Source organism: Bifidobacterium sp. MSK.17.10, assembly GCF_019129655.1.
Taxonomy (GTDB): Bacteria; Actinomycetota; Actinomycetes; order Actinomycetales; family Bifidobacteriaceae; genus Bifidobacterium; species Bifidobacterium adolescentis.
The window spans coordinates 114714-133274 of sequence record NZ_JAHOJD010000002.1; the positions used below are offsets into that span (position 1 = coordinate 114714).

15 protein-coding genes, 2 pseudogenes and 1 riboswitch are annotated in these 18561 nt (G+C 57.5%); of the genes and pseudogenes, 4 read left to right on the top strand and 13 right to left on the bottom strand.

Going from position 1 to position 18561, the window contains the following annotated elements:
- Nucleotides 1-26: 26 nt before the first annotated feature.
- The 11 genes and pseudogenes from KSX58_RS01950 to KSX58_RS02000 all read right to left on the bottom strand — a co-directional run bounded on the left by KSX58_RS01950 (nt 27) and on the right by KSX58_RS02000 (nt 12475).
- Entirely contained in the window at nt 27-1343 is a 1317-nt protein-coding gene (locus KSX58_RS01950) for a nucleoside hydrolase (RefSeq protein WP_117565414.1), read from the bottom strand.
- A 183-nt stretch (nt 1344-1526) separates the two neighbouring features.
- Nucleotides 1527-2594 (bottom strand): ABC transporter substrate-binding protein, encoded by a 1068-nt coding sequence (locus KSX58_RS01955; RefSeq protein WP_217735885.1) that lies wholly within the window; start codon nt 2592-2594, stop codon nt 1527-1529.
- Nucleotides 2595-2864: 270 nt separating this feature from the next.
- A complete protein-coding gene (locus KSX58_RS01960) occupies nt 2865-3668 on the bottom strand; it encodes an ABC transporter permease (protein WP_217735884.1) in 804 nt (267 codons plus the stop codon).
- A 326-nt stretch (nt 3669-3994) separates the two neighbouring features.
- Entirely contained in the window at nt 3995-5551 is a 1557-nt protein-coding gene (locus KSX58_RS01965; RefSeq protein WP_042991016.1) for a glycoside hydrolase family 32 protein, read from the bottom strand.
- Nucleotides 5552-5753: 202 nt separating this feature from the next.
- Entirely contained in the window at nt 5754-7085 is a 1332-nt protein-coding gene (locus KSX58_RS01970; RefSeq protein WP_034984665.1) for an MFS transporter, read from the bottom strand.
- Between the two features lie 346 nt (nt 7086-7431).
- The gene (locus tag KSX58_RS01975) at nt 7432-8475 is read right to left on the bottom strand and encodes a LacI family DNA-binding transcriptional regulator (RefSeq protein WP_003810903.1); all 1044 of its coding nucleotides are present in this window, start codon (nt 8473-8475) and stop codon (nt 7432-7434) included.
- A 102-nt stretch (nt 8476-8577) separates the two neighbouring features.
- Complete coding sequence (locus KSX58_RS01980) at nt 8578-8943, bottom strand: thiamine-binding protein (protein ID WP_003810902.1); 366 nt, start codon at nt 8941-8943, stop codon at nt 8578-8580.
- A 97-nt stretch (nt 8944-9040) separates the two neighbouring features.
- Nucleotides 9041-9883, bottom strand: coding sequence for a bifunctional hydroxymethylpyrimidine kinase/phosphomethylpyrimidine kinase (thiD, locus tag KSX58_RS01985; RefSeq protein ID WP_003810900.1), 843 nt, complete (start codon nt 9881-9883; stop codon nt 9041-9043).
- 134 nt (nt 9884-10017) lie between these two features.
- A pseudogene (locus tag KSX58_RS01990) lies at nt 10018-10767 on the bottom strand (thiamine phosphate synthase); the annotation flags it as partial.
- Between the two features lie 132 nt (nt 10768-10899).
- Nucleotides 10900-11784, bottom strand: coding sequence for a hydroxyethylthiazole kinase (locus KSX58_RS01995; RefSeq protein WP_003810896.1), 885 nt, complete (start codon nt 11782-11784; stop codon nt 10900-10902).
- Nucleotides 11775-11888, bottom strand: a riboswitch (TPP riboswitch). It overlaps the preceding gene by 10 nt.
- Before the next feature lie 177 nt (nt 11889-12065).
- Nucleotides 12066-12475 (bottom strand): annotated as a pseudogene (locus tag KSX58_RS02000) (MerR family transcriptional regulator).
- A gap of 261 nt (nt 12476-12736) precedes the next feature.
- Between KSX58_RS02000 and KSX58_RS02005 the strand changes: the two are divergent.
- The 4 genes from KSX58_RS02005 (at nt 12737) to KSX58_RS02020 (ending at nt 15492) form a co-directional block, all read left to right on the top strand.
- The gene (locus KSX58_RS02005; RefSeq protein WP_138296754.1) at nt 12737-13612 is read left to right on the top strand and encodes an aldo/keto reductase; all 876 of its coding nucleotides are present in this window, start codon (nt 12737-12739) and stop codon (nt 13610-13612) included.
- A complete protein-coding gene (locus KSX58_RS02010; protein ID WP_227561618.1) occupies nt 13609-13881 on the top strand; it encodes a flavodoxin in 273 nt (90 codons plus the stop codon). Before KSX58_RS02005 ends, KSX58_RS02010 begins: the two co-directional genes overlap by 4 nt.
- A gap of 353 nt (nt 13882-14234) precedes the next feature.
- Nucleotides 14235-14912, top strand: a complete 678-nt coding sequence (locus KSX58_RS02015) for a DUF4230 domain-containing protein (RefSeq protein WP_229037303.1) — start codon at nt 14235-14237, stop codon at nt 14910-14912.
- Nucleotides 14899-15492 carry a DUF4230 domain-containing protein gene (locus KSX58_RS02020; RefSeq protein WP_227561622.1) on the top strand — a complete coding sequence of 198 codons (594 nt, stop codon included), beginning with the start codon at nt 14899-14901 and terminating at the stop codon, nt 15490-15492. Before KSX58_RS02015 ends, KSX58_RS02020 begins: the two co-directional genes overlap by 14 nt.
- 24 nt (nt 15493-15516) lie before the next feature.
- Here the strand turns inward: KSX58_RS02020 and KSX58_RS02025 are convergent, their stop codons facing one another.
- Complete coding sequence (locus KSX58_RS02025; RefSeq protein WP_003810885.1) at nt 15517-16668, bottom strand: hypothetical protein; 1152 nt, start codon at nt 16666-16668, stop codon at nt 15517-15519.
- 43 nt (nt 16669-16711) lie between these two features.
- Nucleotides 16712-18493 (bottom strand): hypothetical protein, encoded by a 1782-nt coding sequence (locus KSX58_RS02030; protein WP_229026147.1) that lies wholly within the window; start codon nt 18491-18493, stop codon nt 16712-16714.
- Nucleotides 18494-18561: the final 68 nt, after the last annotated feature.

The window sequence follows — 18561 nt, forward strand, 5'->3', positions numbered from 1 at the left end:
TTTCTATTCTGCTCCTAAAACGGCTTTTAATCGCCTGCCAGTTGCGCGATTCGCCACGTGAAATCAGTTATGAAACGATCATGATCCACGGTGAGCGCCACGTGCACGCGTGGCGCCGACGGGTCAATCAGTCCGGCCGGATCGCCGATGGTGCGGCCGCGCGTGCCATGAAAATCGCCTGTCTCCGTTTCGACCTTCATCGGCAGATCGAAACATTCCACCAAACTCGGATCCGCCGCTACGGCTGCGGCGAGCGGATCGTGCAATGGCATGCCCGTTGAGAAAAGGCGTGCGTCCGCCTGAATATTTGCGGCAATCGAAAAGTCGACGATATCGGCAAGAAACGTCCGCGCATCGGTACGCGGATCATGCGATTGCGATGCTGCCTGGCGCCACCGCATAGTCGCGTCGGAACCCAGCAGGCACTGGTGCGTCACGTCCAAGCCGACCATGGTCACGTCCGCGCCGGAATGGAATACACGGTCGGCAGCCTCCGGATCCTGGATGATATTCGTTTCGGCGGTCGTGTCCCAGCAATTGCCTTCCTGCGTGAGCGTTCCGCCCATCATCACCAATCGCAGTTTGCTTGCGATTTCCGGCGCCGCAGTAAGTGCCGCATCGACGTCAGTCAGTGGGCCGGTCGCCACTACCGTGACGTCGCTGCCGTATTTACGGACCATATCGACGATGAATCGCACACCTTCCGGTAACGCAGGGGAGTGGGCAGCGCCATCGCAGGTCGTGAACGAAAGTGAGAACGAATCGGCGGCAGGATTCGCGTGCGGGTCGTGTACGTCGTATCCGCCGACGGAAATCAGCCCGCGCCTCACTCGAGTGTCCGATTCTCCTGAATCGGACACATAAGTAGTGCTGAGGGTACCGGGAATGTCCGATTCACCCGAATCGGACGCATAGACGGTGTTCGTGGTGCTCTGAATGTCCGATTCTGCAGAATCGGACACATAGGGTGCCGAATCGGACTTCCAGATGTCCGTTTCACCAGAATCGGACACGCAAGCAACGGCAGGAGAGCCAACAGCCGGACCGAATCCGCCCAGCCCATCCGTACCATGGAACTGCGCGCAACCTGCGTCGGGAATGAACGAGGCCGCCCAGGAGGGACGTGTCGAACCACGTAATACCGGAACGTTCCGGAACCCCAACCGTTCCAGTACGTAAGCCGTGTTGTATACGGCAGTGTCGGCTGCAACGTTGCCGTAGGTGCCGATGACGCCCAGTATCTCGATGTTGTTGAACGAGGCGAGATATGCCAGTGCAAGCGCGTCGTCAATGCCGGTATCGACATCGAGAATTAGCTTGCGATTGCCGTTCGTGGTTTTCATAGGCACAGCCATAGTCACAACCTCCAACTGCGATTTTCCAGCACAAAAATGTACGGTACCATATGTGCCAACAGCGTCAGCACCTCAATAACCAATAGTGCCAAACATGCGCTTCGACCCGTGATTTCGGGCGCGTTTCACATGTTTGGCACTATGAAAGCTGAAGATGGAGCAGGCGACTGCTTACTTCAAGAACTCGTCGGTCGAGATGTCCTTGGCCACAGGCGCGGTGTGAATCACCTTATCGTGCGAGTCGGTGTAGGCGTTCTCTTCGGCGAGGAAGTCAAAGTACTTCTGCGCGCCGGCTGTGTCGTTGGTGCCGAACGTGAACGAGCCGTCCTTGATCTTGGCCGGATCGCCCCAATACTGGTCGTCCACGATAGTCTTCATACTCTTCTTGACGAAGTCGAGCTTCAGATTCGCGTCCGGAGCCTCCTTGACGAGAATCGCAGCGGCGTCATCAGGGTGCGAGTAGGCGTATTCGTAGCCCTTCTTGGTGGCCTGTACGAACTTCTTCACAAGTCCTGGGTTGGAGGAGATGGTCTTGTCGCTGGTGATCACGCCGATGGTGTCCGCATTGCCAGGCACGCCGTAATCCGGCTCGGTGAAGCAGTTGAGCTTTGGACCGTACATGTCGGCCTGTACGCCTTCCCATGTGGCGTAAAATCCGCCGAAATCGGCCTTCTTGCTGGACAGCGTCTGGAACGTGGACGTGCCGACGGTCACCTTGTCGAACGTGCCCTTGCCGCCGTCGGTCTGGATCATGCGGCGGATCACTGCGTCGGATTCGTTGGAGCCGAACGTGGCGAAGGTCTTGCCGTCGAAATCCTTCGGGGACTTGATGTCCTTGTTCGACGCGAGCGAACACCAGATGGCGCTCGGCTTCTGCTGCACCTGCATGACCTGTTTGATTTTCGCGCCCTTAAGCGTGTAAATGCCCACGTTGGTGAGGTTGGACAGCGCGAAATCCGCCATGCCGTTGTTCACGGCCTGCTCCGCGCCGGCCTGCGCCACCGCCACGATGTCCACGTCAAGACCGGCCTGCTTGAAATAGCCTTTGTTCTTCGCCACATACACGCCGATATGGTTGGTGTCGGGCGCCCACGAAAGCATGAACGTCACCTTGGTGAGGTCGTTGCCGTCCGTCGCGGTTTTCGTGAAGTCGTTGCTTTGCCCGCATGCGGCCACGCCGACGAGCATGGCGATCGAGCCGAGGATTGCGATTGCTTTGCTGAAGATGGTCTTCTTCATACCTTGCGATTTCCCTTGAATCTTGCTTCTCTACCGTTTTCTAGGGATGACGCTGCGGGCGGGGTTCGGGCAGAAAACGATACGAAGGGCTAAGGCCCCCGCTCGTCCAATGCCCCCGACGTTCCTTATGGTGCCTGCCGCCACACGGTTGACCGTTTGACGCCGAAGCTGTGGAACATTGCCGGTTTGCCACACATTGGCTAAACAGCGAGTCCCATTATACGGGTGTGCATGACGATGATGAGGGCCGCAATGGTGATTGTTGCGTTTTCACTGGTCCGCGTCCGGATCGGCGTCCGCGTCGGCTGGGCCGAGCAGCAGGCGTTCGCTGAGATTCACGAGGCACATGAGTATGCCGGTGATGACGATGATGACCAGCGTGGCCGAGAAGATCAGCGGCGTGCGGAACGAATTGTAGGCTGCCTGCAGCCAGATGCCGAGACCCTTGCGCGCACCCAGATACTCGGCAGTGGTGGCGGTGGCGAAGATGTATGCGGCGGATACGCGGATGCCGCCGTAAATCTGCCGTGCGGCGACGCGAAGCTTCACATGCCACAGCGTCCATGCGCGGGTCGCGCCGCATGTCAACGCCACATCGGAATAGAACTGCGGCACCGCCTCAAGCCCGCGAACCGTCTGCACGGCGATCGGAAACAAGCCGAACACGGCCACGATCACGATTTTGCCGGAAATCTCGAAACCGAACCAGATCAGAAACAGTGGCGCGATTGAAATCAACGGCATCGTCTGCGCGGCCGACAGCAGCGGGAACAACGCGGCATCGGCAATACGGGAGCAGTACAGCAGAATGCCGATCAGAATGCCGCATGTCACGGCGAACAGGAAGCCGACGGTGCCTTCCAACAGCGTGACTTCGGTCGCGGGCCACAGGGTCGGCCATGTTTCGACGGTCGCCTGCGCGATTTCGCTGGGGGTGGCGATCATCGTGGATGGCACGTGCCCCAATCGCACCCATGCCTCCCATACGACAAGCAGTGTGATGACGGCGATCAGCGTTGGAATACGACGCTTCGCCATACCGAGTAGTTTGTGTTGAACGTGCGATTCCGCCATCGTTCACCTTGCTTTCTGCGTCAAAGTGGACGCGCACGTGACCGACTGCGGGAAATCAGTAAGGTGAGGAGCCTGCCCGCCAATCGGCCAGAAAAGATTGTTACCGGCTCGCCAGTATAGACGGTGGGGCGGAACGTAGGCAAACCCGCACAGCAAGTACGGCAGTAACGAGAGATAACGTGCGTTGGATACCATCCCAGATATCACTTTAGATATAGAGAGACAGATATAGAAAGGCCTCCGCACCCTTCCGATGCGAAGGCCTTCCCATATACCCCTTGCTACTGCCTTATGGTCGTTTGCCTGTCAACCATGACAGACGTCTATCATTCCAGTCCGATGGACTTCATGTGGTGAAGCACCAGGGACTTGACCTTGAGCGTGCCGGATTCGGCCACGAGCTTGATGGCGCGCGGACCTTCGGACGCGTAGCTGTACGAGCTGAGCACCTGACGGCCGTCGTTGACGTACACCTCCACGCAGCCACGGTCCACGTACACGCGCAGCTTGAGTTCGCCGGCGGCAAGTTCGGCTTCGGACAGCGGTGCCGTACGGTAGCCGCGATCGCCCTGAGCGTTGGCCTGACGGTCGACCACCACGCGGCCGATCTGATCGTCATACGCAACGGACGTGTAGGCGCCATCCTCGGTGGCGTGGACACGCAGGCCGGCACGCTCGGCGGTGGAGTTGGCCAGGTCGATGGTCATTTCGATTTCCACGGCTTCGGCATCGTCCACAATGGTCTTCTCGCCGCTGACGTCCAGATCGATCGCCCCGAAATCGACGGTATCCTCGCGCAGGCCTTCCATTTCGGCCACCGGCGCGGTGTGCAGGTCGCCGTCGGCGCCCAGCGTGATCTCACGCGGCAGGGTGAGGTTGCCGCACCAGCCGTCGTCCTGCATCGGAATCGGCTCGACGAACGGGCTCATCCAACCGTAGACGATCTGACGCTTGCCGTCGTTGAACGACTGCGGCGCGTAGTAATTGTGGCCGCAATCCCACAGACGGAACTCGGTTTCCGGCTTGAACTGCTCACCCGGAGTCCAAGTGCCGATCATGTAGCCGGCGTTGTTGACGTTGCGGTTCATGAAGCCGGACGGCTTGGCACCCATGGCGGAGAAGCCGATAACCCACTTCTCGTTGCCTTCGACGTCCTTGATCGGGAAGAAGTCCGGGCACTCAAGCATAAACACGTCCGGATCCGGATGCTCGAACAGCACCTGCTCATAGGTCCACTTGACCATGTCGTCGGAGGAGAACAGCCACATCTGGCCGCGCTTCTCGGCAGAGGAGACACCGAAGGTCATGTACCACTTGTCGCCGGTCTTCCAGACCTTCGGATCGCGGTAGTGGTGGTTCACCTTGTCGGTCGGGCAATCAATGACCATACCGCGCTTAGTGGCGCTGGTCAGCTCATCGTTGTCTGGTTCGGCGAGCATCTGTACCTGCCAGTCGCCGCCGGTGTTGTCCTTGCCGTTGGCCCAACGGTGGCCGGTGTAGTAGAACTTGAGCTTGCCATCGTCGCCGATCACTGCGGAGCCAGAGAAGACGCCGTCCTTTTCCTCTTCCAGAGACGGGGCGAACATAATCGGCTCACGCTTCCAATTGACCATGTCGGTGGAGGAGACGTGACCCCAATGCATCGGACCCCACTGGGTGCCATACGGGTGCAGCTGGTAGAAGACGTGCCAACGGCCCTTGTAGAAGCACAGGCCGTTCGGATCGTTGATCCAACCGCCATTGGATGCGATGTGGAACTTCGGATACCAGCGGTTGTTACGCTTGGCTGCGAAGGCCGCGACGCCGGCCTCTGCCTTGGTGAGTTCCTCGCCGTGGTTCTTGATTTCGTGAAGGACAGGTGCGTCCGGAGTAAAGCCAGTCATCGTTGAATGCCTTTCTGAATCTGGGTTATGAATTGTTGGGTAAAAAGCTTTTTGAAGATGGTGCCCAAAGCGGAAAAAGGGAAACGCTTCGGACACCACGATTGTTGTTATGACGCGTACGGTACCGATGATGATCGCGGGAGAAGGGATGTAGGTTGCGACCACCATCGACGCCGTACGCCGACTTAGTACGGGCTGAGACTCAGGCCTTCACTTCCGCACCAGCGGCCTTCATGGCCTTGAGCTGCTTGTCAGTGTAGAACGGATCGCCGCCGACTTCCTGATCATCCTTCTTGATGACGAAGAAGCCGTAGACCAGAGCCGCAAACACGATGGCAGAGATGGTGAAGAAGGTCGGACGGTCGCCCATGGCATCATGCAGAGCACCCATCGGGGTGGAGAAAATCACCTGGCCGACCTGGGAAGCGATCTGGAAACCAACCATGTACAGGGTGGCAGACAGCTTCGTGTCGAAGTGCAGGGTGAAGTAACGGAACGCCGGCAGGCAGAACAGCGGTACCTCGATGGAGTGGAACAGCTTGACGATGGAGACGGAGACCGGGTCATGGAACACGCCGCACAGACCGATACGGGCGAACATCACGGTGGCGCCGAGCAGCAGGGAGTTGCGCACGCCGATCTTCTTCATGATGATCGGGACGACGCCCATCATGGCGGACTCAAGGAACACCTGGAAGGAGTTCAGGGTACCGTAGGTGGCGTTGCCGATTTCAGTGGTCGGGAACAGGGAGGCGTAGTAGTTCGGGAACATCTGCTGATCGAACACGGTGTAGAAGGTGTTGGTGAACAGCATGAAGACGATGAGCACCCACAGAGTCGGCATCTTCAGGACGGAGACCATTTCCTTGAAGGACGGGTTGGTCGGAGCCGCGTTCGGATCGGCCTCCTTCTTGAGTTCTTCCTTTTGCTCGGCCGGAACCCAGAAGGCGTAGACGCACAGCATGCCGAGGCCGCAGATGGAACCAACCCAGAAGTTCAGCATCGGGTTGATGTTGAACAGGAAGCCTGCGCACAGCGCCACGACAGCGTAGCCGAAGGAGCCCCAAGCGCGGGACTGACCATATTCGAAGCCGAACTTACGGGAGTAACGTTCGGTGATGGCTTCGAACAGGGAGCAGCCGGCCATGAAACCCGCGGACAGCACGATGGAGCCGAGAAGCACGCCGATGAATCGGGTGGTGCCGCCGGCGGTCAGCATCGGCTGGTACACGAACTGCACGAACGGGCCAACGCATGCAGCGACCGCAGAGATGAAGATCACGAGCTTGCGCTTGATGCCCAGCTGGTCCTGAATGGTGCCGTAAACGAACATGATGACCAGGGTGGCCAAGGAGTTGATGGAGTAGATCTGGCCCTGTTCCGCGGAGCTCATGCCCAGACCGTGGGTCGGGTCAGTGAGCCAGCGGGAGAAGAAGGACCACCAGATGCCCCAGGAACAGAAGAACATGAAAATGCCGAAGGAGCTCTGCAGATAGGAAGGATTCTTCCATACAGAACGTGTTTTACTTGCCATTTTGATTCTCTTTTTCTCTTCGCGGTGCCGCTGCCGCGCGGCATCGATCGCTTCCGATGTTGTTTTGGCTTGCGCCTGCTCGGATTTCAGCTGCCGTGCCGAAAAGCGAACATGGCTTCAAGATAGCATATGGCAACTGCTTCGTCAAACGTTTGACGTCAATCGTTTGACGTCAAACGTTTGTAAGGATTTGCGGATAGTTGAAATTAAGCCTGAATCAACTGCTGGCGGACTGTTGGCACGATTGCTTTATTCGGCGTGTCGTGAACAAACGCACAATTTTCATGTATAGAAAATGGCTGTGCGAACAATCGTAAGCATTTGAATCGTTGTAAAAACAGAAAAATCAGGATATGACGGAATCTTTTTCCAACAATGCGCAGTGGATCTTCGCCGGAATCGGCGCATCAAGCGGCGGCAGGGAAGCTCTGGCGGATGGACATGAACTGGTATCCACATCCTTGCCTTCAATCATGGAAATCAGCTTGCAGGCTGACCAATAGCCCATTTCGTAATGTGGCAGTTCGACGGTGGTCAGCTGCGGTTCAAGTGTCTCTGCGAACACGCGGTGGTTGTCCACGCCGACCACGGAAATATCTTTGCCTACCGTAAGCCCTCTTCTTGCCGCGCATTCGTACACATACCAGGCGCGCGCATCATTGAAGCAGAAGAAGCCGTCCGGATGCTCGTCGTCGAACAACTTGTTCACGGCGCGTAAAGCTGGACCGTTGTTCATTACGTTGCATACCAGCGATGGGTTGAACGCACGTCCGGCCTCCTGCAACGCGGTGCGGTAGCCGGCAAGACGACCGTCCTGCGCGATCATGTTTTCCGCGCAACCCACGTATGCGATGCGTTTGCATCCGGCCTGGATCAGCCGATTCGTGGCGTCGTAGCCGATCATGAACTCGTCCGGCTCGATGCTGGGCACTTTGTTCTCGTGGTCGGTGGCGTCCACCATCACCACGGGGTATTCGTTCAACGATTCGGGAACATGTGCGATGCGGTTCGACATCTTCGAATAGAAGAATCCGTCCACGCCGTACCTTTTCAGTGTGGCGATCTCGTTTTCCTCGCTCGCCTTGCCGTCGGTGCTGACGGTGAACAGCATGTAGCCGTAGGCGCTGGCCGCGTCCTGCGCGCCCAGAATGATGCCGCCCGCGTACGGTGTGGTGGCGACTTCCTCGCTGATGAAGCCGAGGATTCGGGTTTTGTTGGTACGCAGGCTTCGCGCCAACGGATTGATTTTGTACCCGAGCTCGGTCGCTTTGTTGCGTACGAGTTTGGCGAGCGCGGGATTTACCCTGCCTTCGTCGCGTCCGTTGAGCACCAGGGATACAGTGGAGATGGATACCCCCGTTTGTTCGGCGATTTCCTTCATTGTCGTCATAATCGCAACACTATACCCAAATGAACACGAAAAGCGCGCCTTTTTCGAGAAAAAGCGTGCTTTTTTACATGGAATGGTTTCGTTTCACCACTGTAAAGGGGGTTATTTCGACAGAATCTCGTTTACCAGTTCCTGCTTGGCGTGGATCTGTCCTTCGAAACCGGGGCGGATGTCGAGACGGATCACCACGTCGGTGCGGTAGCCCTGTCCGGCGAGCTTCATGGTGGCGTCGCGGATCACCTTGAGCACATCGTCGATGTCGCCTTCGATGTTGGTGAACATGGCGTTCGTCTCGTTCGGCAGGCCGGATTCACGGATTACGTCCACGGCCTGCGCCACGTACGTGGACTTCTCCGGGCTGGCTCCGGCGGGGGAGATGGCTACTGCGGCAAGCGTGTTGATATACGGTTTGCCGGTTTCCGGATTGACGGGCACTTCCTGCTTTTCTGCGTTGCGATCGAGCGTCATGATTACCTTTCTCAGCGTTGTCTCGTGTGTTTTCGTGCGATTACTTGTTGTACTGTTCCAACGGCTGCCGTGGTTCGCGTGGTTTGCGTGGCTTGGTTCAACGCCACTTCCACGCGTGGTCCATCGGACCGGAACCATGTCCAAGATCGAGCTGCGCTTCCAAAGCGCCGGTCAGGTACAGCTTGGCATGGTCGACGGCCGTCGGCAGCGCCTCGCCAAGAGCCAAATGGCTGGCGATGGCGGAAGACAGCGTGCAGCCGGTGCCGTGCGTGTTCGGGTTGTTGATGCGACGGGAACGGAACCAGGTGATCTTGCCATCCGGCTCGACAAGCACGTCACTCGCGTCATGCGTGCCGTGGCCGCCCTTGACGAGCACCGCGCAGCCGAAATGGCCGGCGAGCAGATGACCTGCGGTCACCATGTCGTTCTCGGTGGAGATGGATTCGCCGTTCTCATAGTCGATTGCGCCCGCACCTTGCTCTACGGCCAAGTCGCACAGTACCTGGGTCTCCGGCATGTTCGGCGTGATCACGGTGGCCAGCGGGAACAGTTTGGACGTCAGCGCCGCGATGGCATCATCCTCGATGAGCTTCGCGCCGGACGTGGCCACCATCACCGGGTCGAGCACCACGTTCTTCGCGTTGTGCGCGGTCAGACGGTCGGCGATCACGGTGATGAGCTCGGCGCTGGACACCATGCCGATCTTCACCGCCACCGGCGGAATGTCTTCGAACACCGCGTCGATCTGCGCCGCAAGCATTTCCGGGGGAGTGTTGGTGACCATCGTCACGCCGGTGGTGTTCTGCGCGGTCAGCGCCGCGATCGCGGTCATGCCGAACACGCCGTTGGCGAGCATGGTCTTCAAATCCGCCTGAATGCCGGCACCGCCGGACGAATCCGATCCTGCGATGCTCAATACCGGTGGCAATGTGCTAGTCATGGTAACTCTCCTTATTAGGCTCACTGATTCATTGATTATCTTCACTGAGCTCACTGATACAGTGTAGAACCACCCTTGCGGAACTTCTCGCTCATCTCAGCGGGCTTGTCGATTTCCTGTACGACGGACTACTTCACACGCGGCGCATAGCCGTGCTTCGCGTCGCCGCGCACCGCCTTCCAGCGCGTCACCATTTCGCGGGTGGCCGCTTCCGGATCGTCGGCACCGGCGATCGCGGACACCACGAACCAGCCGGCCGCCTTCGAACGGGCCAGCATCTCCATATCGTCGGCATGTACGCCGCCGCCGACCACTACCGGGAACTCGCTCGCCGCGCAAATCGCGTTGATCTGTTCCTCGTCAAGCGTGTGCCCGGAACCGTCGTTGCCGCCCACGGAAGCCTCCGGCTTGGTGGTGGACACATGTAGCGGGCCGGCGCCGATGTAGTCGATGCAGCCGCTCGGCAGCTCGTTGATAAGCTTCACCAGACTTTCGGTCTCGGCGGACAGGCCCACGATGGCATCCTCGCCGAGCAGCGCGCGAGCCTCCTGCGGTTCCATATCGGTCTGGCCGATATGCACGCCATCCACCTTGATGCCCTTGTCGCGCGCCTGCCACACCACATCCACGCGGTCGTCGATCACAAACGCCACGGAATCGGACTTGCCGCTGTTCTTGATGACCTGCGCGATATCGCGGGCCATTTCGGTGATATCCTTCGCATCCGCGTTCTTGGCGCGCAATTGGATGAACGTCGCGCCCCCACGCAACGCGTCATCCACCACATCCGTCACCGGCCGGCCCTTGCAATCCTGCGGACCGACCACGAAATACGCGCTCATATCAAAGCAGTCGCGCATCGAGGCGAATGGATAATTATTCATTGGTTTCCCCTTTGTTGTTCTTTGGGTAAGTGCTCCAGAAGAAGTCTTGTTATTTTCCGTCGCACCGCACTGAACGTATATATTCCGTATATACGATTGCGATGGTGCGAAACCATCCACGGAACGTTGCGGTCAGTTGGTTTCGATGATGTCGGACGCGGCCACCTGATCGGCGGTGACGTTCCACAGCGCGTCGAGCAGCGCCACCTGGAACGAACCGGGGCCATCGGATTTGACTTCGGCGATTTCGGACGCACGATCATACAGCAGCGACGCGGCAAGGGCGGCGACCAGCGGCTCGGCCACGGCAAGATACGTTGCGGTCACGCCGCCGAGCGAACAGCCGGCGCCGGTGATCTTCGTCATCATCGCGCTGCCTCCGGGCAGGCGGAACGTGCGCTCGCCGTCGGTCACCAGATCAACCGCGCCGGACACCGCAACCGCGCCCTTGCCGACGGGGGAGTGCTTCGCCAAATGGCGGGCCACACGTTTGGCCGCGTCGATGGCCGCGTCGACCTCGTCAACGGCCTCCACTCCAGCCGGACGCGTGGTCGGATCAGTGCTGTCGGCGTCGGCCAGCCCCCACATCGCATCAAGCGCGATGACCTCGCTCGCATTGCCGCGCACAATGGTCGGAGGCGCGTCACGGAACGATTCAAGAATGAACGTGCGTGTTTCGCCAATGCCCGCAGCAACCGGGTCTAGCACCCACGTCTTGCCGTTTTCGTGCAGTTTGCGCGCGATTTCCGGCAGCGCGTCCTTGAAGAACGGCAGCAACGTGCCCACGTTGATGTAGTTCGATCCGGCGATTTCGGCGGTGGCGATCACATCATCCGGCAGATAGCTCATGGCCGCGGTGCCGCCCGCCGCAAGCTGTGCGTTGGCAACGAGATTGATGGTCACGAAATTGGTGAACGACTGCGCCAGCGGCGTCTGCTCGCGTACGTCCATGACGGCTTGTTTGATGGCGGCACGCAATGCGCCGAGTGCGTCATTGGCGGATGAGTCATCGCTCATGATCTGCTCCCTACGTTGGTCCTAACCAACAGGTTCAAAGGGTCAGGCGTTCATGCCTATCTCAGCTTGATGGACTTGGCCATCAAGCACCCCCGCATGTTTACAACAGTGCTTAATCTATCTACGTCCCTTGACAGGCGCGATTTCGTAGGTGATTTTGGGCTTCCGTAGGTGGTTGCTGCCGGATAAGCATCGGCGAGATGCCTGGAATTAGGCGTTTGCTCGTGTCCGGATTCGAAGCTGATCGCCTACGGAACGCAAAAATCACCTACGGAACGCAGTCAGTCGCTTTGCGTCGTGTCGATGACGTTGCTGCAGTATGCCGTCCTGCCGGCAGTCACGTCGGCGTAGAAGCGCTGTTTTTCATCGATGTAGGCGATGGCTTTACGCAGTTCCTCCATTGCGTCTCCAGATGCTCGCGTTTTTCGGCAAGGATTTCCTGACGTTCCGGTATCGATGACTCACCTTCAAGACAGAGCTGCGTGTAGTGCCGCATCTCCTTGATGCCCAGACCGCAGCGTTTGAGGCATGTCAGGTCGTTGATCCATGCGATGCATCGCGCGTCGAAGACGCGTCGGTTGTTCTGGTCTCGTTTGAGACCGGGCACGAGTCCTGAATTGCAATAGAACTTCAATGCTTCGTAATTCATGCCGGTTAGTTTGCAGGCCTGCTTCATCGTATAGGTTTTCATGTTCTTATGGAGTGGCACTGCCGTGATTGCTATACGTGGCTCCTTTCGGACGCTGCGCGGCAGGACGTTCGGCGGGTGCCGCCGGATGGGGTCGGGCTTGAGGCGCATTGTTCTTTTTTGTTTGTACCTATCATGTCACATTTCCGGTTATTAATACCGGTAGATAGTACCGGCGTGCCGTAATTTGACCGGTAGCAGCTACCGGATTTTATCTTGGGGGTCAGAACGGCATACATGCCGGCACTGAATACCGACGAATTTATGGAAGGAAAAACAGTGGAATACGTGAAACTTGCCAACGGTGTTGAGATTCCGAAGATCGGATACGGCGTCTTCCAGATCAGCAAGGACGATGCTCCTCGCTGCGTGCGCGAGGCCATCGAGACCGGGTACCGCCATATCGACACCGCACAGTCGTACTTCAACGAGGCCGAAGTCGGCCAAGGAATCAAGGATTCCGGTATCGATCGTAAGGATCTGTTCCTCACTACCAAGATCTGGATCAGCAATTACGGCTATGAGAACACGCTGAGGTCCGTCGATGTGTCCTTGAAGAAGCTTGGCACCGACTATCTCGATCTGGTGTTACTGCACCAGCCGTTTTCCGATACCTACGGCGCGTGGCGTGCACTCGAAAAGCTCTACAAGGACGGCGTGATCCGCGCCATCGGCGTGAGCAACTTCTATCCGGACCGTCTGGCCGACATGGTCGCCTTCAATGAGATCGCCCCGATGGCCGATCAGGTCGAGACTAATCCGCTCAACCAGCAGATCGAAGCTCGCAAGAACATGGTCAAGCGGGGCGTGGCTCAGGAAGCATGGGCTCCGTTCGGGGAGGGCATGCAGAACATGTTCTCCAATCCCACCCTGGCCAAGATTGGCGAGGTACATGGCAAGTCCGTCGCGCAGGTGATCCTGCGTTGGCTCACCCAGCGCGACATCGTCGCTCTGCCCAAGTCCACGCACAAGGAGCGCATGGAAGAAAACCTGAACATCTTCGATTTCCGGCTCTCCGACAGCGAGATGACAACCATCGCGGGCCTTGACACCAAGACCAGCATGTTCTTTCGCCACGACACCCCTGAGGCGGTCGACCGCTTCGTCGGTTATGTCAAGGAACGTGCCGGCCGCGAATGATTCCGGCCCATGACATGGTCTGTGCCGGCAGCACTGTGTATCTGGGCTTCCCGATTTGGTGGATGGCACCTGTTTGGCTGGTGAACGATTCCGTCAAATCCAACGATTTCGCAGGTAAGACGATCATTCCGTTCTGCACTTCCGCCAGCTCCGATATCGGCAACAGTGCATCCACGCTCCAGAAAATGGCAGGCAGCGGTACATGGCTTACCGGGCACCGTTTCTCGGAATCTGTTTCCGAGGAGGACGTGACCGATTGGCTGATTTAGTCCAAAAACGGCATCGTCGAATAGCGAAGACATGGGGCGACCATTGTACGTTCGGCTGCAGCATTTCGTGTGCTGAATAGCAGGTCGCCTCTTCCACGCTCTTTTGAGTATCCCATCCGAATGTTTAAGCCGGCGTGGAAGTAGTAAGTGGTATGTGTGCTGTCCTGCCTTGCAGGAAGACATGGCGGGCATTTTCATTATGATGAAACGTCATCAAATATCGGATTATTTCCGATAATCATTCCACGAGATGGGCTTCCCCGTATTATTTCCTGAGACGTTTGTGACGCCCCTATGTATTTGCATGCGGGGATAGAATTGTTGACGGAAGAGAACCGTGAAAGGAATGTGCGTTGGCGAGAAATGACGGGAGTCGAAGGAGGCGGGGCGGTCTTTGCGATAGGTTGTTCGGCGATCTCAGTGCAAAAAAGTTGCGTAAGGTGTTGTTTGGCGCTGTTGCGGCAATTGTCACTGTTGCAGTTGTCCTGTTTGTGTGGAACGGTGTCGTTAAACCTGTTTTTGACAATGCAAGGACCGAATCTACCATCAGTGTGGAAAGCCAGTTGCAGGCGGCTGTGAATATCGACGATCTATCGACCGCGAAATTCCATTATGGCGGTGTTGCTGTAAAGAAAGACAATGCTGGTAAGGACAAGTGGCATGTTGCATATGAGGCGACGGTGACTGCTGGCGTCAAGATGAGCGATATCACGTTCGAAGTGGACGATACCGCGAAGACCGTCACTCCGATTCTGCCGAAGCCGACTATTGGGGACGTCGTGGTTGATAGCGGCAGGCTCGACTTTTTCGAGAACAATCCGTCCGTTGAAATTGATGAGGTGATCAAGCTTTGCAAGCAGGATGCGCAACAGGAAACCAAGACAAACGGAGACATTATTTCTATTGCTGCCAGCAATCTTGAACAAACTGTGGATGCGTTGACCAAGGATCTCGTGGAAGCAAAAGGATACAAATTGCAGAAGGCCGAGACCGTAAAGCTCACTAAGGAGACCGCGCATGCTGACGAATAATCGTTCCATGAAACGTGCGATTGCCGCATTATGTGTTGCTACGCTTGCATGTTCTGCTGTAGGGTGCGGCGAGGAAAAGAAAGAAGCTATCCCAACTTTCTCGAATGCCACGTATATCGCACAGATGGCCACATTAAAATGTTATTACCACAACACGGCCAAGCTCAGTCATGAGGGATCGTGGTTCTTCAATAATGGCTACAAACGTATGTGGATGGAATACAGTGGCATCGTGAAGTACGGTATTGATGCCGATAAAGTAACAATTAGTCCAGATGCCAACGGTCATAGAGTAATCATTACCGTGCCTCCAGCTCACGTGTTGGATGATCCGGATGTAAATGAGAAGTCGTTCAGCAAACCGCTGGTGAGCACTGGTTTCGCCACTTCGATTACCGCCGAAGAGAAAACGGAAATGTTTGATAAGGCCCAGCAAAGCATGCTGAAGCAGGCGAAAACCGATTCGGCGTTGCTTGCCCAAGCCGAAGCTCGCGCGCGGACTATTCTAGAGCAGTATGTGCGCAATGTGCTTGGCGACGACGCGAAGAACTGGACTATCGAATTCAAGGATGTGCAATAGTCGCCAAGCGAGAACTGGCTTACCTCACCCGCAATTGCCATCGTGGATGGCGGTGGCCAGCTGATCGCTGGATGCATCCATCGCGTATTCGGCGACACCCTGCTGCTGATTCGTGATGCGGTCGCGGTCGGCCCCGAAAAACAGCACCGAATAGGAATTCGTCACCGCCTCCGTACGGTCGGCTGCGATTGTCGGTTGCGTGGTGCCGCAGGAGATCATGATCGAGCGGTGCGAGAGCTCGTGCTTGACCATGTCCACCAGCCAAGGGCTTCGCGCGGTCTGCGTCCAATCCGGATGCGTGGTGAGCATATGCACGACATTCCTCTGCGAGCGGTCGGGCATCTGGCAGTAATACGCAGCCACGAATCCACTCGGATTCTCACCTGACTGGCCGCCGCAGTTGAATTCCATGGTCTGTTCGATCTGCACGCCCATCGTCGATGCCACGTTCGTGGCGAGCGTGTACCATCCGGCCGGATCGAGATCACCGTTGCGTTCGGGCACGGCGATCGCAGCCGCTGCGGCTTCCGCGTTATGCAGATTGCTGACCGCAGTCGAGACCTGCTGTTTCACGTCCGAGCGTAGTTTGTGCAGCGACCGTAGGTCGGCGAGCATCTCCCTCATCGATGCATACGCGCGCTGTTTGCCGTATCGGTCGATGAGCTCGTTCGCCTGCGTCGGATCGTCCACCTGCAGCAGCCATTGCGCCGCATGCTGGCTGAAATCGTCCGCCATGGCCGCGTCGACCGCGCTGAGCAGCTCCTTGGTCTGTCCGTCGAGATTATGTGCCGCCACGCGCATGCTGTCGATGATGGTGCGCTGCTGGTTGCGGTACAACAGTCCGATGATGCGTTCCTGCAGATTGTCCGACAGCAGATACTTGATCTGCTTGGCGTCGGCAAGCCGGTCGTAATCGTCCATGCACTGCTGCACGGTTTCGATGTGCGCGGCGAATCGGTCCGGATCATCCAGGCCCTGCGCGAACGTGATGCTGTCCTGCGCGGTCTGCCGGATGCCTTGCATGGTTTCGATCTGCGGCTTGACATTGCCGGCCGCTTCACTGGTGGTGGCGTGCAGGAAATTGGCGACGCCGGCGATGACGGCAAGCACGACGAGCACGCCCACGATGCGTAGGACATTCCGCCGGCTGCGTGAATTCGGGTTGTGGTACGGCATATTCTCAGACTACCTTGCTCGTGTGATGCACCGATGCTCCCATCTACCGCCGTTTGGCTCCATCCGGCCATGCGATGCCGGTGTCAGGGGAGTGCAGGACGTTCTTGTAGATGTCGTTGCGTACGTAGATTTCCACGGAACCGCGCGATCGCTGGTCTTTCCATGGCGTGACGGTTTCGGCGATGCGTATTTTCGTGTAGTCGTTCCGGTCATAGCCGAGGGCGCTGAAGAAGAACGGCTGATAGATGGTGTCGTAGAATTCGGGTTCGCCCCATGATCTCCAGGTTTCGATGTCTTGTTTGCCGGCATAGGGGTCTATGCACCATTCCCAAGAGATGTAGCTGCGCCCTTTGTAGGCATTGGACATGAGCGTACGCTTGAAGTACGGGTCGGCGGTGACCAGTGTTCCGCTCACCCACGATGTGTAGTCGATGCAGTCCTTGCCATCGGCGCAGTAGCCGCCTTGATTGATTCGTTCCTTGACATCCGGGGACGCATTCGTGGAATTGATGCGAGTCCAGCCAGCCATCCAACGGTATTGCTCCAGATGATTGGTCTTGATGAACGAGGCCACCGTCCGGGATGAGGAATACTCGTATCGTATGTCGCATATGCTGGCGTTGATCGTCCAATACACGCTGATGAGCATGGCACCTAAAGCGAGGGCCTTCAGCGTGATGAGATAGTTGCGCGCTTTCCTCGCTCCAAGCTTGCCGATGAATCGGTCGGCCATGGTGATGCACCAGGCCGGCCAGTCGTCCGTGCTGATACGTCGCTCGTCGCAGTCAATCGCGAGCACCGCGATGAAAAATCCCAGCAGGATGCCCAGATGGTGCATGGAGAAATGCTGCGCGAACACCAAGCACATCACTGTGTATGAACTCAGCAGCAGCATTGCGTTGTGCCGGCGTCGGCTGATGTGGATGAGCGGGGCCCACATGAGGCATGACACGGTTCCCGTGTACAGCAGTGTCGACGACAGGCCGATGAATACCAGATTCGTATCCGACACCGTCGAGGTGAATAATGCTTCGGCCGGCAGCAGCAGCCAGGAATTGCAAATTTGCATCCATAGTGGTGCCGGCTGCGTCATGCCGGAGATGTCGAAATTGCCGGAATACACGTCTTTTGCGGGCATCACGTCGATCAGTATGACCACCGCCGCCGCGAGCAGCGCCAGCAGCGCGGCGAACCGTTGCCGGTTACGTATCAGCGAGTGTTCCTGCCGGACGAACCGCACCACCCAATTCGCCGCGAACATGCCTGCGATGACCAGTCCATATGAGCTGGTCAGACACAACAGCATCATGCTGAGCACTTCGCGCCACGGTTTCTCGTCACGGTTTTTCCAGTTGATGGCCACCAGCAGCATGGCCGCGACCATCAGCGCATAGGGACGCGACGTGACGCCGTACTGGTAGCACAGAAAATAGGAGAAAGGGAGGATGCCCTTAAGAACCTCAGGGAGCTTGGTCTTGAACTCCAACAGCCAGATCATAAGCGCGGCGCATGTGAGGTTGATGGTCTTCAATCCCATCTCGTACGGCACGCCAAGCTTGGCGGGTATGGCAAGCATCATCCACCACAGTGGAGGATGCCCCTCATAGTGCGGGCGCTCCAGAATCATCTCCCGCCAGGAGCAGTCGCGCGCGATGAGCCAGGCTTGTGCCTCGTCGAACCATGGTTCGTGGAAGCACATCACTGTGGCCACCACGATGACGTACGCCGCGAGCACGATGCAGTGCAGACGATGCGGCGAGAGCCAATGCCGGATTGCGTCGCATCGTGTTCTGTTGTCTGTGGCTGCTACTGTTGCAGAACTCATGTTTCCTGTTTCCCGTTGCGTTCGAAATACGAGCGATTGCTGCGTGACTTTGCGATTATTGCGTGGCC